Origin of the sequence: Microvirga makkahensis, from assembly GCF_009830105.1 — a bacterium.
In the GTDB taxonomy this organism is placed as follows: Bacteria; Pseudomonadota; Alphaproteobacteria; order Rhizobiales; family Beijerinckiaceae; genus Microvirga; species Microvirga makkahensis.
The window spans coordinates 338444-355046 of sequence record NZ_WURB01000001.1 but is presented as its reverse complement, the minus strand read 5'-3'; the positions used below and the strand labels follow the sequence as shown (position 1 = coordinate 355046).

At 64.0% G+C, this 16603-nt stretch carries 15 protein-coding genes; all 15 read left to right on the top strand.

Translation table 11 applies throughout. The annotated features are described in order from the left end of the window. The first annotated feature begins 28 nt into the window (after positions 1-28). The 15 genes from pobA to GR328_RS01610 all read left to right on the top strand — a co-directional run bounded on the left by pobA (position 29) and on the right by GR328_RS01610 (position 16544). On the top strand, positions 29-1198 hold the full coding sequence (gene pobA / locus GR328_RS01680) for a 4-hydroxybenzoate 3-monooxygenase (RefSeq protein WP_160882787.1): 1170 nt from the start codon (positions 29-31) through the stop codon (positions 1196-1198). A gap of 70 nt (positions 1199-1268) precedes the next feature. Continuing rightward, entirely contained in the window at positions 1269-2147 is an 879-nt protein-coding gene (locus tag GR328_RS01675; RefSeq protein WP_160882786.1) for a hypothetical protein, read from the top strand. Between the two features lie 77 nt (positions 2148-2224). Continuing rightward, positions 2225-3475: an extracellular solute-binding protein gene (locus tag GR328_RS01670; RefSeq protein WP_160882785.1), complete on the top strand. Its 1251-nt coding sequence runs from the start codon at positions 2225-2227 to the stop codon at positions 3473-3475. A gap of 206 nt (positions 3476-3681) precedes the next feature. Further along, entirely contained in the window at positions 3682-4566 is an 885-nt protein-coding gene (locus tag GR328_RS01665) for a carbohydrate ABC transporter permease (protein ID WP_343039253.1), read from the top strand. Continuing rightward, positions 4563-5414 carry a carbohydrate ABC transporter permease gene (locus tag GR328_RS01660; RefSeq protein WP_160882783.1) on the top strand — a complete coding sequence of 284 codons (852 nt, stop codon included), beginning with the start codon at positions 4563-4565 and terminating at the stop codon, positions 5412-5414. The genes GR328_RS01665 and GR328_RS01660 overlap by 4 nt, the downstream gene beginning before the upstream one ends. A 9-nt stretch (positions 5415-5423) precedes the next feature. Then, positions 5424-6104, top strand: coding sequence for an N-acetylmannosamine-6-phosphate 2-epimerase (locus GR328_RS01655; protein ID WP_160882782.1), 681 nt, complete (start codon positions 5424-5426; stop codon positions 6102-6104). 11 nt (positions 6105-6115) lie between these two features. After that, complete coding sequence (locus tag GR328_RS01650) at positions 6116-7186, top strand: ABC transporter ATP-binding protein (RefSeq protein WP_160882781.1); 1071 nt, start codon at positions 6116-6118, stop codon at positions 7184-7186. 79 nt (positions 7187-7265) lie between these two features. After that, positions 7266-8210, top strand: a complete 945-nt coding sequence (msrP, locus tag GR328_RS01645; protein WP_160882780.1) for a protein-methionine-sulfoxide reductase catalytic subunit MsrP — start codon at positions 7266-7268, stop codon at positions 8208-8210. Continuing rightward, complete coding sequence (gene msrQ / locus GR328_RS01640) at positions 8210-8854, top strand: protein-methionine-sulfoxide reductase heme-binding subunit MsrQ (RefSeq protein ID WP_160882779.1); 645 nt, start codon at positions 8210-8212, stop codon at positions 8852-8854. Before msrP ends, msrQ begins: the two co-directional genes overlap by 1 nt. 55 nt (positions 8855-8909) lie before the next feature. Continuing rightward, a complete protein-coding gene (gene modA, locus GR328_RS01635; RefSeq protein ID WP_160882778.1) occupies positions 8910-9710 on the top strand; it encodes a molybdate ABC transporter substrate-binding protein in 801 nt (266 codons plus the stop codon). Beyond that, positions 9707-10402: a molybdate ABC transporter permease subunit gene (gene modB / locus GR328_RS01630; RefSeq protein ID WP_160882777.1), complete on the top strand. Its 696-nt coding sequence runs from the start codon at positions 9707-9709 to the stop codon at positions 10400-10402. The genes modA and modB overlap by 4 nt, the downstream gene beginning before the upstream one ends. After that, positions 10402-11508, top strand: coding sequence for a molybdenum ABC transporter ATP-binding protein (modC, locus tag GR328_RS01625; protein WP_160883013.1), 1107 nt, complete (start codon positions 10402-10404; stop codon positions 11506-11508). Before modB ends, modC begins: the two co-directional genes overlap by 1 nt. Before the next feature lie 76 nt (positions 11509-11584). Further along, positions 11585-12847, top strand: coding sequence for an aminopeptidase (locus GR328_RS01620; protein WP_160882776.1), 1263 nt, complete (start codon positions 11585-11587; stop codon positions 12845-12847). Between the two features lie 58 nt (positions 12848-12905). Beyond that, positions 12906-14783: an ABC transporter ATP-binding protein gene (locus GR328_RS01615; protein WP_160882775.1), complete on the top strand. Its 1878-nt coding sequence runs from the start codon at positions 12906-12908 to the stop codon at positions 14781-14783. Between the two features lie 12 nt (positions 14784-14795). Further along, entirely contained in the window at positions 14796-16544 is a 1749-nt protein-coding gene (locus tag GR328_RS01610; RefSeq protein WP_160882774.1) for a M14 family zinc carboxypeptidase, read from the top strand. The last annotated feature ends 59 nt before the right edge of the window (positions 16545-16603 follow it).

Here is a 16603-nt window from a genome sequence, read left to right as displayed (position 1 = left end):
ATACGGCGCCATGCGGGAGGGAAGGACAATGCGTACCAAGGTCGCGATCATCGGCGCGGGTCCCGCAGGGCTCCTGCTGGGGCAGCTCCTGCACAAGCAAGGAATCGAGACGATCATCATCGAGAGGCGCAGCCGGGACTACGTGCTCGGCCGCATCCGCGCGGGCGTGCTGGAGCAGGCAACCGTCGAGCTTCTTGAAAAGGCTGGAGTCGGCGAGCGGATGCACGTCGAGGGGCTGGTGCATGACGGGGTCGAGTTCTGCTTCGACGGCGACAGACATCGTTTTAACTTCCGAAGCCTGATCGGGCGCACGGTGACCGTCTATGGGCAGACGGAGGTCACCCGCGATCTGATGCAGGCCCGGGACGCCTCGGGCGAGGTCTCCCTCTACGAGGCGGACGGCGTCACGATCCACGACTTCGACACGGACAAGCCGAAGGTCCGCTTTGTGAAGGATGGCATCGCGCAGGAGATCGCCTGCGATTTCATCGCCGGATGCGACGGGTATCACGGTGTGTGCCGCGCCAGCGTGCCGTCCGGCGCTCTGACCACTTTCGAGCGTGTTTATCCCTTCGGCTGGCTCGGCCTCCTGGTGGACCGCCCGCCCGTTGCGGACGAACTGCTCTATGCCCGTCACGAGCGGGGCTTCGCCCTCTGCTCCATGCGCTCTCCCACCCGTAGCCGCTACTATGTCCAGGTTCCCTCGGGTGAGAAGGTTGAGGACTGGCCCGACGAGCGCTTCTGGGACGAGCTGCGCTGGCGTGTGGACGCGGAGACGGCGGACAGACTGGTCACCGGCCCTTCCATCGAGAAGTCCATTGCCGCGTTGCGGAGCTTCGTGGCCGAGCCTCTCCGGTTCGGCAGACTGTTCCTGGCCGGCGACGCCGCTCATATCGTGCCCCCCACGGGAGCCAAGGGGTTGAACCTCGCCGCCAGCGACGTGGGAGTCCTGGCCGAGGCGTTGACCGAATATTATCATGAGCTGTCGCCTGCGGGCATCGACGGGTACTCGGCGCGCGTTCTCAGCCGGGTCTGGAAGGCGGAGCGGTTCTCCTGGTGGATGACCTCCATTCTCCACACCTTTCCGGACACCGACGCCTTCGGGCGGCGGATGCAGCGGACGGAATTCGATTACCTGATCGGCTCGGAGGCCGCCTCGAAGGCCCTGGCCGAGAATTATACCGGATTGCCTCTGTGACCGTTTCCGGGTGTGAACAGCACTTGAGGCCAGTATGGACAGGAGGCGACCAATATGAGACCAGTTAGGGGTGACCCTGACTGGCCCCGAACCCCGACTCCGGTCCCTTTACCGGCAATCTGTACCCGGCTCCCGTATCAATGAGGACGGGTTAGGCCTGCTCGGCCATTGCGCCTGGATCGTCGACGGCGCAACGGGCCTTTCGACCGAGCAATTGACCGGGGGCGGCAGCGATGCCGCCTGGCTTGCAGGTGCGATCGACGAGGCCCTGGGAAAGCTGACGAGCGAGGGGTACGGGGGAACGGATCTCCTCCAGCGACTGGAGACCGAGATCAGCCGGGCCTTCGAGGACGCGACCGCCCATCGTCCCGGCCTTCACGTCCACCATGCCCCTTCCGCGTGCCTCGGCCTTGTTCGGGCCCTACGGGCGGGCGAAGGGCGGCTTCGGGTGGAGGGGCTTCTCCTTGGAGACGTGGTCGCCCTGGTGCCTTCGGAGCAGGGGATCGTGCGCTGGACCGACGAGCGGGCGAAGCCCTTCGAGAGAAGGACGCTTGCCGCACTCGAGGGCGGAGGGCACGAACCGGGTCGGATGCCGGACGCGGTCAGGCGTCAGATTATGGACAATCGCACCAAGCTCAACCAGCAGGGTGGCTATTGGGTGGTGAATCCGTGTCTGCCTTTCGCCGGGCACGAGTTGCGTTTCGAGGCGGAGGTGCAAGCCGGGGCGCTGATCGTCCTCGCCACGGACGGTTTCATGCGTCTCGTCGATGTGTTCGGAACTTATACCAATTCCTCTCTCCATGCCGCCCTGGCGGCGGGTAGAGGGGACGATCTGATCGGAGAATTGCGGGCGCTGGAGCGCAGCGACCGCCTGTCGGAGGAATATCCGCGTGTTAAAGCGCACGATGATGCGAGCGTGCTCGTGATCGCGGCCGAGACGAGCGGTTAGAAAGAATTCCGAAGGGCAGACCTGACAGCTGTCCATCGGTGGGAGGATCAAGGACTTCAACGATGAGGGGACCGACAATGAAACTGACCCGACGCATTCTGATGGGCGCTGCCGCCGGCGGCTTCCTGTTCTCTGCCGGTGCGGCCATGGCGCAGCAGACCGAGCTGACATTCTGGAGCTGGCGCCAGGAAGATAAGGCCTTCTACCAGGATGCCATCAAGAGGTTCCAGGCGAAGGAGCCGAACATCTCGATCAAGTTCGAGACTTACGCGCCCGAGAACTATCAGACCATTCTCTCCACGGCGCTCGCCGCCGGCCGCGGCCCGGACGTGATTCAGGTTCGCGCCTACGGCAATCTGGAGACTATCGCGACGCCAGGGTATCTGGTCGCCCTCGACACGCAGAATGTGCCGGAACTCGCCAACTTCCCCGAGGCTGCGCTCGCCGCCGAGACGCTGCGCTCGGACGGCAAGATCTATGCCGTCCCCTTCGCCATGCAGGCACAGCTCGTCGTCTACAACAAGAAGATCTTCCAAAATGCGGGTGTGACTCCGCCCAAGACCTGGGACGAGCTGATGGCCGTGTGTCAGGCGCTCAAGGCCAAGAACATCACGCCGTTCGCCAACGGCACCGCCACCGCATGGCAGAACGAGACCATCGTGGGCGGCCTTCTGTCGTCCATGCTCGGCAAGTCCTTCGAGGAAGACATCGTCTCCGGCAGGGCGAATTTTACCGATCCGCGCTTCGTCAACGCGCTCGCCAAGCTGAAGGATGTCAGCCAGTACTTCTCGCCGAACTTCACGGGCGTCGACTATGCGTCCTCGCAGCAACTCTTCGTGGCAGGGCGCGCCGCCATGTTCGCGGGCGGCTCCTATGAGGTCGCCAACTTCAAGAACCAGAACCCGACACTCGATCTCGGCGTGTTCCCGGCTCCCGTCATGAAGCAGGGCGACCCGGCTCTCATCGCGACATACTACGACGGCGGCTATGCGGTGAACGCCAAGAGTGAGAAGAAGGACGCGGCCCTGAAGTTCATCCGCTATCTCGCAACCCCCGAATATGGCACGGCCTTCACCAATGTCCTGAAGAACCTGTCGCCGATCAAGGGCATCAAGATCGAAGACCCGATCACGCAGGAGGTGGCGAAGCTCGCCGAGAATTCCATGTCCTACCTGATGCTCGTCCGCTTCCGCTACCAGGAGCCGAGCGGATCGGTGCTGCTGCAGTCGAACGTGCAGAAGATGCTCGCGAGCCAGCAGACGCCGGAGCAGGCGGCCGCCGAGATCAACAAGGGCATCGCGACCTATTACAAGCCGTTCCAGAAGTGAGTCTAATCTTCGTCATTCCCGTCCCCGGATCAAATCCGGGGATCAGTCCCGGCCATCCACGGTTTCGAACTGCCGTGGCTCTGAGACGTGAATGGCCGGCCTGAGCCCGGCAATGATGTCAGAGTGCTTCTCATAGTTCCTGCAAGGCCCATCAATCCATGCCCGTCTCGCCCAAACAGGCCCGCACATTGAAACATTGCAGCTGGGTGGCATTTCTCGTTGTCCCGCCGGTGGTGTTCATGTCGCTGTTCGTGGTCTATCCGATCCTGTCGGCTTTCGCTTACGCGTTCTATGAATGGCGCGGGCTGGCGCGGGGCGACTTCGTGGGATTGGCCAATTTCAAGGAGGTGCTTTTCGGCGCCACCATGGCGCCGACCGTTTGGAACGCCTTCCTGCACAATGTTTACGCGCTCGTCGCGCTCATGATCGTTCAGAACGGCGGAGGCTTCTTCCTCGCATGGCTCCTCTACAAGGAGCCCTTTGGATTCCGCTTCCACCGGATCGCGGTGTTCGTTCCGGTGGTTCTCTCGACCATCATCGTGGGCTTTCTCTGGAAGCTCTTCCTCAATCCGAATTTCGGCATCGTCAACCAGGCGCTCTATACGGTCGGCCTCGATTCCTGGGCCAAGCCCTGGCTCGGCGATTCCTCCACCGCGCTCGGCGCGCTCGTCCTCGCCAATGCCTGGCACTTCGTGGGTTTCCCGACGCTCGTCTATCTCGCGGGCATGCAGCGCATCCCCTCCGAGATCATCGAGGCCGCCCGGCTCGATGGCACGACCGAGTGGCAGCTGCTCAGGAACATCGTGTGGCCGCTGGTCGCCCCCAGCACCACCATCCTCTTCACGCTGCTCTTCATCGGCGCGTTCAACTGGTTCGAGATCCCATACGTGATGGTAGGGCTCGACGGCTCGCCGTTCGGCTCGACCGATGTGCTGGGCCTCGTCTTCTACCGCACGGCCTTCGGCAACCAGAGCGCCAGCATCCAGAATTTCGGGCTGGGCTCCGCGCTCGCCACCCTCATCTTCCTCTTCATCGTCGTCTTCGCGTCCATGCTCACCCTTTGGTTGCGCCGCCGGGAGATCCAGTTTTGACCGCTTTGGCCAACTCGTCCTCTTCGCGGCAGCCGATCTCCTTCGCCTTCCTGGCGCAGGTGATCCTGATCGCGAACTCGTTCATCATGCTCTATCCCGTCGTCGTGATGGTGCTCTCCGCCTTCAAGACTACGGGCGAGATCTTCGAGCATCCCTTCGCGCTGCCCGATTTCACGCAAGTGGGGAACTTCGCCAAGGTCCTCGGCGAAACCGCGATGCCGACCTACTTCGTCAACTCGATCATCGTGACCGGTATCTCGATCGTCCTGATCCTCGTGCTCGGTACCATGGCGGGCTATGCGGTGGCGCGTTACGAGTCTCGCACCAACACCTTCATCCTGCTGTTCTTCCTGGCAGGGCTGATGCTGCCGCTGAAGCTCGCGGTCATTCCGCTCTTCATCCTGCTGCGCGATCTGAATCTGCTCGACAGCCACTGGAGTCTCATCGTCACCTACACGGCCATCGGTCTTCCGTCGGCTGTGTTCATCATGGCGGGCTTCCTGCGTTCGCTCCCGGCGGAGTTGGAGGATGCGGCCCGTATCGACGGCGCATCGGAGCCCCGCATCATGTGGTCCGTCATGCTGCCGCTCGCGCGCCCGCCCATGGCCATCGCCGCCATTCAGAATGCGGTGCCGATCTGGAACGACTTCTTCTTCCCGCTCGTATTCATCCAGACCGACGCCTACAAGACGCTGCCGCAGGGCCTCACGACCTTCATGGGGGAGTACACCACCGACTGGGGCATGCTGTTCGCGGGCCTCACCATCGCGGCCGCGCCCATCACGCTCCTCTACATCGCCCTGTCGCGCCAGTTCATCCAGGGCATGACCGCCGGCGCGGTGAAGTAGGAGCCTGCCATGCCGATCCTCAAAGGAGCCCTCGTCGTCTCCTGCCAAGCCCGCGCAGACAACCCGCTGCACGGGCCCGTCCACATGGCCGCCATGGCGCGGGCGGCGGAAGCGGGCGGCGCGAGCGGCATCCGCGCCAATGGCGCGGAGGATGTCGTAGCGATCCGCGCCGCTACCGCGCTACCCATTATCGGCATCTCGAAGGTATGGGACGACCGCTTCCCGGTCTATATCACGCCGGGTTTCGACGATGCTGCGCAGATTGCTGCGGCCGGAGCCGACATCATCGGCCTCGACGCCACGGGACGCCCGCGGAACGGCGAGCCCGTGGAGCGCCTGATCGCCCGCATCCGCACAGAGCTCGGCAGGGAGGTTTTCGCCGATATCGCGACGCTCGAGGAGGGCAGGGCCGCCCATGCGCATGGCGCCACTTACGTGGCCTCGACCCTCTCCGGCTATACGGAGGAGACCACCGCGCGCAAGGGAGAGGGTCCGGACCTGGAGCTGCTGGAGGCGCTTGTAGCGGCGCTTCCGGTGCCCGTCGTCGCTGAAGGCCGTTTCGATACGCCCGAGCTCGTGGCCGAGGCATTCAGACGCGGCGCTCATGCGGTGGTGGTGGGAACGGCGATCACCAATCCCCGCGAAATCACCAAGAAGTTCGTCCGGGCTGCGCAAGCCTGGACTGCCTGAGGGAGAAGAGAATGGCACATGTATCGATCCGCGATGTCCGAAAGTCCTTCGGCTCCGTTTCGATCATCAAGGGCGTCGACATCGACATCCTGGACGGCGAGTTCGTTATTCTCGTCGGTCCCTCGGGCTGCGGGAAGTCGACGCTACTGCGCATGATCGCCGGGCTTGAGGACATCACCGCTGGCGAGATCCGCATCGGCTCGCGCATCGTCAACGACGTTCCGCCCAAGGACCGCGACATTGCCATGGTGTTCCAGTCCTATGCGCTCTATCCACACATGACGGTGGCGGAGAACATGGGATTTTCGCTGAAGCTGAAGGGAATGCCTCAGGTTGAACAGAAGAAGCGCGTAGGGGATGCCGCAGCCTCGCTCGGCCTCACACCGCTGCTCGACCGCTATCCCCGGCAGCTCTCCGGTGGGCAGCGCCAGCGCGTAGCCATGGGCCGCGCCATCGTGCGCGATCCGCAGGTGTTCCTCTTCGACGAGCCGCTCTCCAATCTCGACGCCAAGCTGCGTGTCGCGATGCGCGCCGAGATCAAGGAACTGCACCAGCGTCTCAAGACCACAACGATCTACGTTACGCACGATCAGATCGAGGCCATGACCATGGCCGACAAGATCGTGGTGATGCACGACGGCACTGTGGAGCAGATCGGCGCGCCGCTCGAACTCTACGACCGCCCGGCCAACCGCTTCGTCGCGGGCTTCATCGGCTCGCCGGCCATGAACTTCATCGAAGGATGCCTGGAACAGGACGGGCTGGCTCTCCCGAGCGGGACGGTTCTGCCGGTCGAGGCGCAGCTTCCGGTGGCCCGCGGATCGAAGCTCACCTGCGGAATCCGGCCCGAGCATCTCCAGATCGCGCCCCCCGGCACGCCAGGCTCCATCCCAGCCACGGTTGCAGTGGTCGAGCCGACGGGAGCGGACACCACGCTCATCGTCAAGGCGGAGGGCGGCCATCTCACGGCCGTGCTGCGCGAGCGCAGCACCCTCAGGCCCGGGGAGGCCGTGGCCCTGAAGCCCGCGGCTCACCAGGCACATCTCTTCGACGAGCAGGGCGGGCGCATCGCCGCGGCCTGAGGCCCACACGGAAACGTGAGATCACCCGGCGCGTTCTCGGGTGTACCTCTATACCGTGGGTTCCAAACGAGGTTTCGCCGTGTTGATCCGCCGCTCCTCCGATATCCTTCCTTCCGAGATTACGCCCCGGAATGTCTATCTGAGCCGGCGGCAATGGATGGCGGGGGCCGCAGGGCTTGCTCTGGCGGCGGCCCTGCCGGAAGGGCTCAGGGCTGCGCCTCTGTCCGCCTCGAAGAGTTCTTTCTCGACGGATGAAAAGTTGACGAGCCGGGAGGACGTGACGAGCTACAACAATTACTACGAGTTCGGGGTCGACAAGTCGGATCCTGCGGAGAACGCGGGCACGCTCAAAACGTCTCCCTGGACGATCAAGATCGACGGGCTTGTGGGAAAGCCTCAGGAGATCGGCATCGAGGACCTGATCAAATCCTCGGCGCTTGAGGAGCGTATCTACCGGATGCGCTGCGTCGAGGGCTGGTCCATGGTGATCCCGTGGGTCGGCTTCCCGCTGGCGGATCTCGTCAAGCGGGTGGAGCCGCTCGGAAGCGCGAAATATGCGGCCTTCGAGACCGCCAATCGCCCGAGCGAAATGCCGGGCCTGCGCTCCATCTTTCCCGTTCTCGACTGGCCCTACCGGGAGGGCCTGCGGCTGGATGAGGCGATGCATCCGCTCACGATCCTCGCAGTCGGCCTCTATGGCGAGACCCTGCCGAACCAGAACGGCGCGCCGATCCGTCTCGTCGTGCCGTGGAAATATGGCTTCAAGGGCATCAAGTCGATCACCCGCATCAGCTTCGTGGAGAAGCAGCCGGAGACCGCTTGGAACAAGCAGGCGCCCAACGAATACGGCTTCTATGCCAACGTGAATCCCCATGTGGATCATCCCCGCTGGAGCCAAGCCACCGAGCGCCGGATCGGGGAGGGCGGGCTGTTCGTCAAGAGACGTCCCACCCTCATGTTCAACGGCTATGCCGAGCAGGTGGCAGGCCTCTATTCCGGCATGGACCTGCGGAAGTTCTATTGATGGCAGAACGTGCCGCCGCTCCGGGCGCGAGGAAGGGCTTTTCGCTGCCCCAGGTGCCGAAGATCCTCGTCTATGGCGTAGGCTTCGTTCCGGCGGTCTGGCTGTTCTATCAGGGCATCAATGATCGGCTGGGCGCCGACCCGATGCGTTATCTGGAGCAGGCTCTGGGCCTGTGGGCCTTGCGTTTCCTCATCGCGACGCTGGCGATCACGCCCTTGCGCCAGCTCTTTGCCGTCAATCTTCTGCGCTATCGCCGCGCGCTCGGGCTGCTCGCCTTCTATTACGCGCTCCTGCACCTTCTGACTTACCTGGTGCTCGACCAGGGGCTCGACCTCGCCGCCATCGGAGCCGACATCGTGAAGCGGCCCTACATCACCATCGGCATGGCAACCTTCGTCATTCTCGTGCCCCTGGCGCTCACGTCCACCAACGCCGCCATCCGGCGCATGGGTGGGCAGGCCTGGGCGCGGCTGCACCGCCTCGTCTATGTCGCGGCCATCGGCGCTGTCCTCCATTTCATACTCGTGGTCAAGTCCTGGCCGCCTGAGCCACTTGTCTATGCAGCCATCGTGACCGGGCTGCTCGGCTATCGCCTTGTCCACTCCCTCGGGCGGAAGGCCGCGCCCCGACGCCGCCCTGCTTGAAGCCCTGGCGAGGTTAGTTAGGATGCGCCCTGGGCAAGGGCTTGAGGAGCATGTCATGCGGGCAGCACGATCCACGAGAGGAGCGTTCACGGCGCTGGTCATCGGGCTTGCGCTGGCCTGTTCCGGCTTGCCTGCCCAGGCGAGGGACGTGGTGGTCTTCGCCGCCGCGAGCCTCAAGAACGCCCTCGACGATGCGGCTGCGGCATGGAGCCGGGAAAGCGGCAGGAAAGCCGTGATTTCCTATGCCGGGAGCAACGTCCTCGCCAAACAGATCGAAGCCGGCGCACCGGCCGATGTCTTCTTCTCCGCCGATCTCGACTGGATGAAGTACGCGATTTCGAGAAACCTGATCCGGCCCGGGACGCGCCTCGATCTTCTCGGTAACGATCTTGTGTTGATCGCCCCTAAAGGCTCGGCGGTGCAGGTTTCGCTTCGGCCGGACCTCGATCTCGCATCCGTTCTCGCAGGCGGTCGTCTGGCGATGGGGCATGTGGATGCTGTCCCTGCCGGAAAATACGGCAAGGCCGGTCTCGAAAAACTCGGGGCATGGAACGGCATCAAGGATAGGATCGCACAGACGGAGAATGTACGCGCGGCGCTGCTTCTCGTGTCGCACGGGGAGGCGCCCCTCGGCATCGTCTACAAGACCGACGCGGTCTCCGAGCCGAATGTCAGGATTGTGGGGATTTTCCCGGAGGGCACGCATCCGCCCATCGTGTATCCCGTTGCCATCACGCAGGATTCCATGCATCCGGATGCCGCGCCCCTTCTGGAATTTCTGCGCTCGGCGAAGGCGAGGCCCTTTTTCGAGAAGCAGGGATTCAAGGTCCTGAACACGGCGGATTCCGGCTCGTGACCGACTGGCTTTCTCCCGAGGAATGGACGGCCGTTCGCCTCAGCCTCAAGGTCGCGCTCGTCGCGACGAGCGCGAGCCTTCTGCCCGGGATCGCGATGGCCTACGCGCTGGAGCGCGGGCGCTTCTGGGGCCGGCAGGCGCTGGATGTGCTGGTTCATCTGCCGTTGGTTCTTCCCCCCGTCGTCGTGGGTTATGCGCTTCTCCTGGGCTTCGGGCGGCGCGGGCCGATGGGCTCCCTTCTCGCAGAGCAATTCGGCGTCGTCCTGTCCTTTCGCTGGACGGGCGCGGCGCTGGCCTGCGCGATCATGGGCTTTCCCTTGCTCGTGCGCGCCATCCGCCTCTCCCTGGAGACCGTGGACCGCAAGCTCGAGGATGCGGCAGGCACGTTGGGTGCTCACCCAGCCTGGGTATTTTTCGTAGTGACGCTGCCGCTGATCCTGCCGGGCATCATAGCGGGCATGGTTCTGTCCTTCGCGAAGGCGATGGGCGAATTTGGTGCCACCATCACCTTCGTCTCCAACATTCCCGGCGAGACGCAGACGATCCCTTCCGCGATCTACACCTTCACGCAGGTGCCGGGCGGCGAGGGCGGCGCGTTGCGCCTGGCGTTCGTGTCGGTTGCGATCTCCATCGCCGCGCTCTGGATGTCCGAATGGATGGCACGGCGCGTCAGACGGAGGTTCCTCGCCTGATGATCCTCGACGTCGATCTTCGTCACCGGCAGGGCGCCTTCACGCTCGACGCCCGCTTTCAGTCAGAGGGGCGGCTGACGGCCCTGTTCGGCCCCTCCGGCTCGGGCAAGACGACGCTCGTCAACGCCATCGGCGGTCTCCTTCGCCCGACGCAGGGGCGGATCTGTGTCAAGGAGCGCGTCCTCGTCGATACGCGACAGGGAATCTTCGTCCCAAAACACAGGCGCAGGATCGGCTATGTCTTCCAGGAGGCGCGTCTTTTTCCGCACCTGAACGTGCGCCAGAACCTGCATTTCGGCCGATGGTTCACGCCGAAGCGCGAGCGCGTCGCGGATTTCCATGCGGTGACGGAGCTTCTCGGCATCGCGCACCTGCTGGACCGCTGGCCCTCGACCCTGTCCGGCGGTGAGAAACAGCGCGTCGCCATCGGACGCGCGCTTCTCTCCGATCCGCAGTTGCTGCTGATGGACGAACCGCTGGCCTCTCTCGACGAGGAGAGAAAGGCCGAGATCTATCCCTATATCGACCGGCTGCGGGACGAGGGTGACGTGCCGATGGTTCTCGTCAGCCATTCCGTACCGGAGATTGCACGGCTCGCGACCTCCATCGTGGTTCTCAACGACGGACGCGTTACCGCCTCCGGTCTGGCTTCCGACATTCTGCGCCACCCGAGGTTTTTTCCGCAGGCCGGTCTTGTCGAGGCCGGCGCGCTGGTGGAAGCCCGCGTGCTTCGGCACGAAGAGGCTTATGGCCTGACCGTGCTGCAGGCCGCGGCGGGAACCCTCACTGTTTCGCGGCTCAACCTGCCTGTCGGCGCGCCCGTGAGAATGCGCCTGCGCGCCCGGGACATCATTCTGTCCCTCGCGCCGCCGGAGGGGATCAGCGCCCTCAACGTACTGCCCGGCACCGTCGTGGCTATCGAGGAGGTAGAGGGCTCCGGCGTCGATGTAACGCTCGCCTGCGGCAGCGACAGCATCGTGGCCAGTGTGACGCGGAAATCCATGGAGCGGCTTGGAATCAAGGTGGGTCTGCCCGTTCAGGCGATCGTCAAAAGCGTCGCTTTTGACCGTGATGCTCTTGGCACCGTGCACGCAAAGAATATGTGAGTGTGAATCCTGGAGGTTGCGCTCGCTTACGAGCCGTGTAGCCTCCGCCAACCCTTGTCCTTCGGGAGATGACATCATGAACGAGCAATTTCGGGAGCCCGTCGGGGCCGCATCCCACGCCCAGCTTCTCGACCGCTTGGCCGAGGTGGCCGTGCGGGTGGGTTTGGGACTCAAGCCGGGCCAGGAACTCGTCATGACCGCCCCACTCGATGCACTGCCCCTGGTGCGCCGCATCACGGAACACGCCTACAGGGCCGGCGCGTCCCTGGTGACAACGCTCTTCTCGGATGAGGAGGCGACCCTCATGCGCTACCGTCACGGCCCGGATGACGGTTTCGACACGGCTCCTGCCTGGCTCTACGAGGGCATGGCAGCCGCCTTCAGGAACGGCGCGGCGCGTCTCGCGGTCGTGGGCGAGGATCCCTCGCTGCTCGCTAAAGAGGATCCGGAGAAGGTGTCCCGCGCAAACCGCGCCCGCTCCAAGGCGTATATGCCGGCGCTCAACATGATCGCGGGCTTCGACATCAACTGGACCATCGTGTCCGCCGCGACGCCCGCCTGGGCGAAGGCCGTGTTTCCGGACGATCCCGAAGACGTGGCGGTCTCCAGGCTTTGGAGAGCGATCTTCGCCGCCTCGCGGGTCGATACGCCCGATCCGGTCGCAGCCTGGGAGAAGCACAATGCCGGCCTTCAGGCGCGCACCCGCATGCTGAACGAGAAGAACTATGCCGCGCTTCACTTCCGCGGCCCCGGCACGGATTTGCGCGTCGGCCTCGCCGACGGGCATGAGTGGAATGGCGGCTCGGCGAAAGCCAAGAACGGGATCGTCTGCAACGCCAACATCCCGACGGAAGAGGTCTTTACCACGCCGCACAAGGATCGCGTGGACGGATACGTCACCAGCACAAAGCCGCTCTCCTACAACGGCACCTTGATTCAGGACATTCAGGTGAGGTTCGAGGGCGGGCGCATCGTCGATGCCAAGGCGCGTACCGGCGAGGCCGTGCTGAACAAGGTGCTCGACACGGACGAAGGCGCGCGCCGTCTCGGCGAGGTGGCACTCGTGCCGTTCTCGTCTCCGATCTCTCAGAGCGGGCTGCTCTTCTTCAACACCCTCTTCGACGAGAACGCATCGAGTCATATCGCGCTGGGACAGGCCTACAGCAAATGCATCCGCGACGGCGGCGGAATGAGCGCGGAGGAGTTGGCCATGCGCGGCGCGAACAAAAGCCTCATCCACATCGACTGGATGATCGGCTCCGACAAGGTGGACGTAGACGGCATCACTCAGGACGGATCGTCCGAACCGTTGATGCGCGGCGGCGAGTGGGTTGCCTGATCGGATGCAGTTTCAGCGCCGATTCTCTCGAACCGGCGCCTCTTTTGCGAGTGCATGGATGCCGGATCACATCTCTTCCAACCCGTCTCGGCCGCTGCTGTCCGTCCGTGATCTCTCCGTCACGTTCGGCAAAGGGCCGGAGGCCTTCCGCGCAGTCAAGAACGTGAGTTTCGACATTCAGCCCGGAAAGACACTGGCGGTCGTAGGGGAGTCCGGATCGGGCAAATCAGTCACCTGCCTCTCTATCATGCGCCTCACGGATTATTCCGGCGGGCAGATCACCAGCGGCGAAGTTCTGCTGCGCCAACACGGAGGCGGGACCCTCGATCTGGCAAAGGCAACCGAGGACCAGCTCCGGACGATCCGCGGCAATGACATCGCCATGATCTTCCAGGAGCCGATGACCTCGCTCAACCCGGTTTTCACCATCGGCAGCCAGATCGAAGAGGCGCTCCTCCTGCACGAGGGAATGACCGCCCGCGAAGCGCGTCTGCGGGCGACGGAGCTGCTGCGAAAGGTACGCCTGCCGGACGCGGAGAGACTGCTCGATCGCTATCCGCACCAGCTCTCCGGCGGCATGCGTCAGCGCGTGATGATCGCCATGGCGCTCGTCTGCAATCCGCGGCTTCTCATCGCGGACGAGCCCACCACGGCCCTCGACGTGACGATCCAGGCGCAGATCCTCAACATCATCCGCGAGCTGCAAGCCGAGCTGGGCACCGCCGTCGTCTTCATCACCCACGACATGGGAGTCGTGGCCGAAATGGCCGATGACGTGGTGGTGATGTGGAAGGGCGAGAAGGTGGAAGAGGCGCCGGTGCGCGACATCTTCGCCTCGCCGACGCATCCCTATACCCGCGCGCTTCTGTCCGCGGTTCCTCGCCTCGGCAGCCTGAAGGGCCAACCCTATCCCAAACGCATGCCCGTCATGGTGATGGATGGCGGCGTGCCGAAGCAGATCGGCGAAATGCGCGACCAGAGGACCGCCGATTATACGAAACCCCTGCTCCACGTGGAAAAGCTCACCACGCGTTTCGACGTCGGAAAGACCTTCTTCGGTCGGGCGACGCATCGGGTGCATGCGGTGGAGGAGGTGAGTTTCGAGATCTATCCCGGAGAGACCCTGGCTCTCGTGGGCGAATCCGGCTCCGGCAAATCCACAATTGGCCGCACGCTCCAACAGCTTATCGAGCCGACGGGCGGCACGGTGCGATTCGACGGGCGCGACATGGCCTCCATGAGCCATGCGGAACGCCGCCGCCTGCGTCAGAGCATCCAGTACATCTTTCAGGATCCCTTCGCTTCGCTCGATCCGCGCCACACGGTCGGATTCAGCATCGCCGAGCCGATCGTGGTGCATGGACTCCTCAAGGATAGAAAGGCCATCGAGCTGCGCGTGCACGAGCTTCTGGAGCAGGTCGGACTTCACCCGCAGCATGCCAAACGTTATCCGCACGAATTCTCCGGCGGCCAGCGCCAGCGCGTGTGCATCGCGCGGGCTCTCGCGAGCGATCCGAGGCTGATCATCGCGGATGAGTCCGTGTCGGCTCTCGACGTGTCGATCCAGGCGCAGATCGTCAATCTGCTCATGGAGCTGCAGGAGAGGAAGGGCCTGTCCTATCTCTTTATCACCCATGACATGGCGGTGGTGGAGAAGATCAGCCACCGCGTGGCGGTGATGTATCTGGGTCAGATCGTCGAGATCGGCACCCGGCAGGCGGTCTTTGAGAATCCGCAGCATTCCTATACGCGCAAGCTCCTCTCCGCCGTGCCGATCGCTGATCCGCTGCTCTCACGTATCCCTCCGCGCATCGAGGGCGAGATCCCGAGCCCGGTGCGACCGGTGGGCCAGGAGCCGCTCATCCACCGCATGCGCGAGGTGGAGCCTGGTCATTGGATCGCGCTCGAAGCCGACGGGCTTCGAGGCGCGGCCTGAGCGGGTGGCCAGATGACGGTTCTTCTCGACCGGCGGTTCGAAAGCGCGCTCGATCGGCTCGTGCAGGAGTGGGGGAGCGGCGAATATCGCGGGGCCGTGATCGAGGCGTGGCTCTTCGAGGACGAGGAGCCTCGCCGCAGAGCCGAAGGGCTGCTGGCGGAAGCGGGCGTGAAGGCGCGCATCCGCAGCGCCTACAAGCCGCTCGTGCATGCCTTCCTCGAGGAGATCGACACGGCCGGTCTGGCTCGCGTCGCCATTCGCTACCCGGTCCACGAAGGCGCCGATCCGATCCGCTTCCTCTCGGAGGCCTATCCCCTTCCGGCCCTGCTCGACGGGGGGGAGGTCGCCTTCGAGACCGGCGGGGCGGATCTGATCTATGACGTCCGGTGCGAATATCGCGACGGGCGCGTGGCCGATCATGCCGTTTTCGCGCCGAACCGCCTGCGCACGAACCATATCGGCCAACCGAGCCTTGCCTGCGCGGGCTGGATCAAGGCGACGAATTTGCCCGATGAGGCCCCGGACTGGGACGAGCCGTTCGAAACCGAGATTGAGCGGGTTTTCCAGGCAGCCATGCATGCCCTCACGACCCATGATTGGCCGCAGCAGGAGCCTTATGCGGCGACGATCGCCATCGATGTGACAATCGCGGGTATCGAGCGGTCCCTGGGCTATGGCGACGAGGTGATGAGCACCCGGGAGGCTCTGCACGAGGATCTCTATTTCTCCACCCTCGAATGGTTTCACCATCGGGCGGGACGAGCGCTCGACGACCGCACCCTGAGGCCGGGACAGATTGTGCCGGACATCCGCGCGGGCAAGGGCGAGGCCCGGGTTCACGTAGCCCTGCGGGCTTTCGCATCCCCCCGGGATCCCGCGAGGCCCCTTCAGGATATGGAACGGGCGGATGCGGCTCCGGGATTGCCCCAGATCGAGCAGGAACTCGCCGCCCTGCCTGGTGAATGCTTTCAATCGATCTCGTGCGAAGGACGGCCCGTGCGCGGCGTCTACAGGGCCGGTTCACGCGCCGCCGTTCTCGTTACGAGCGGACAGCACGCCAACGAGACTTCCGGGCCTGTCGGAGCCTTCAGAGCGGTGCGGCGCCTTCTCGCAAACCCGGATGCCAATGTGGCTTTCGTCCCGGTCGAAAACCCGGACGGCTATGCTCTTCACGGAAGGCTCTGCGAAAACAATCCGCGCCACATGCATCACGCGGCGCGCTACACTTCGCTGGGTAACGATCTGGAATACGGGGGCGAGGAGCCGATCCATGAAATCGGCGCGCGGCGCAAGGCGCTGGAACTGTCCGGTGCGCAGCTGCACGTCAATCTGCACGGCTATCCGGCTCACGAATGGGCACGTCCGTTCACCGGTTACCTCCCGCGGGGCTTCGAGCAATGGGCACTTCCGAAGGGCTTCTTTCTGATCCTGAGGTATCATCCCTCGTGGTCGGATACGGCGCGGACCTTCATTGAGGCCGTCACGCGGGGGCTTTCCGCCGTGCCCGGACTGGCCGAGTTCACCCGTCGCCAGCTCGTGCTCTGTGCCCTCCATTCTGCAGCGCCGCCGCCTGAGATGATCAACGACGTGCCCTGCATCCTGATGGCGCAGGAGCGCCATCCCACGCCGCTGACGCTGATCACGGAATTTCCCGACGAGACGATCTATGGCGCAGCTTACCGATTCGCCCATACGGTGCAGATGGCAACCGTGATCGCCGCTGAGGAAGCCTTCTCGACAATCATGGATGGCATGGCCTGAGCTTCGCCGGAACAGGACAGACAAGCCGCCGTTAGAGGAGAAACATTCTCCTGGCGCGA

Bases quoted from the DNA above. Each gene is read 5' to 3' on its own strand.
- GR328_RS01610 (WP_160882774.1), top strand. From the start codon at position 14,796: ATGACGGTTCTTCTCGACCGGCGGTTCGAAAGCGCGCTCGATCGGCTC.
- msrQ (WP_160882779.1), top strand. From the start codon at position 8,210: ATGGCAGAACGTGCCGCCGCTCCGGGCGCGAGGAAGGGCTTTTCGCTG.
- GR328_RS01615 (WP_160882775.1), top strand. From the start codon at position 12,906: ATGCCGGATCACATCTCTTCCAACCCGTCTCGGCCGCTGCTGTCCGTC.
- GR328_RS01655 (WP_160882782.1), top strand. From the start codon at position 5,424: ATGCCGATCCTCAAAGGAGCCCTCGTCGTCTCCTGCCAAGCCCGCGCA.
- modC (WP_160883013.1), top strand. From the start codon at position 10,402: ATGATCCTCGACGTCGATCTTCGTCACCGGCAGGGCGCCTTCACGCTC.
- pobA (WP_160882787.1), top strand. From the start codon at position 29: ATGCGTACCAAGGTCGCGATCATCGGCGCGGGTCCCGCAGGGCTCCTG.
- GR328_RS01670 (WP_160882785.1), top strand. From the start codon at position 2,225: ATGAAACTGACCCGACGCATTCTGATGGGCGCTGCCGCCGGCGGCTTC.
- modA (WP_160882778.1), top strand. From the start codon at position 8,910: ATGCGGGCAGCACGATCCACGAGAGGAGCGTTCACGGCGCTGGTCATC.
- GR328_RS01650 (WP_160882781.1), top strand. From the start codon at position 6,116: ATGGCACATGTATCGATCCGCGATGTCCGAAAGTCCTTCGGCTCCGTT.
- GR328_RS01620 (WP_160882776.1), top strand. From the start codon at position 11,585: ATGAACGAGCAATTTCGGGAGCCCGTCGGGGCCGCATCCCACGCCCAG.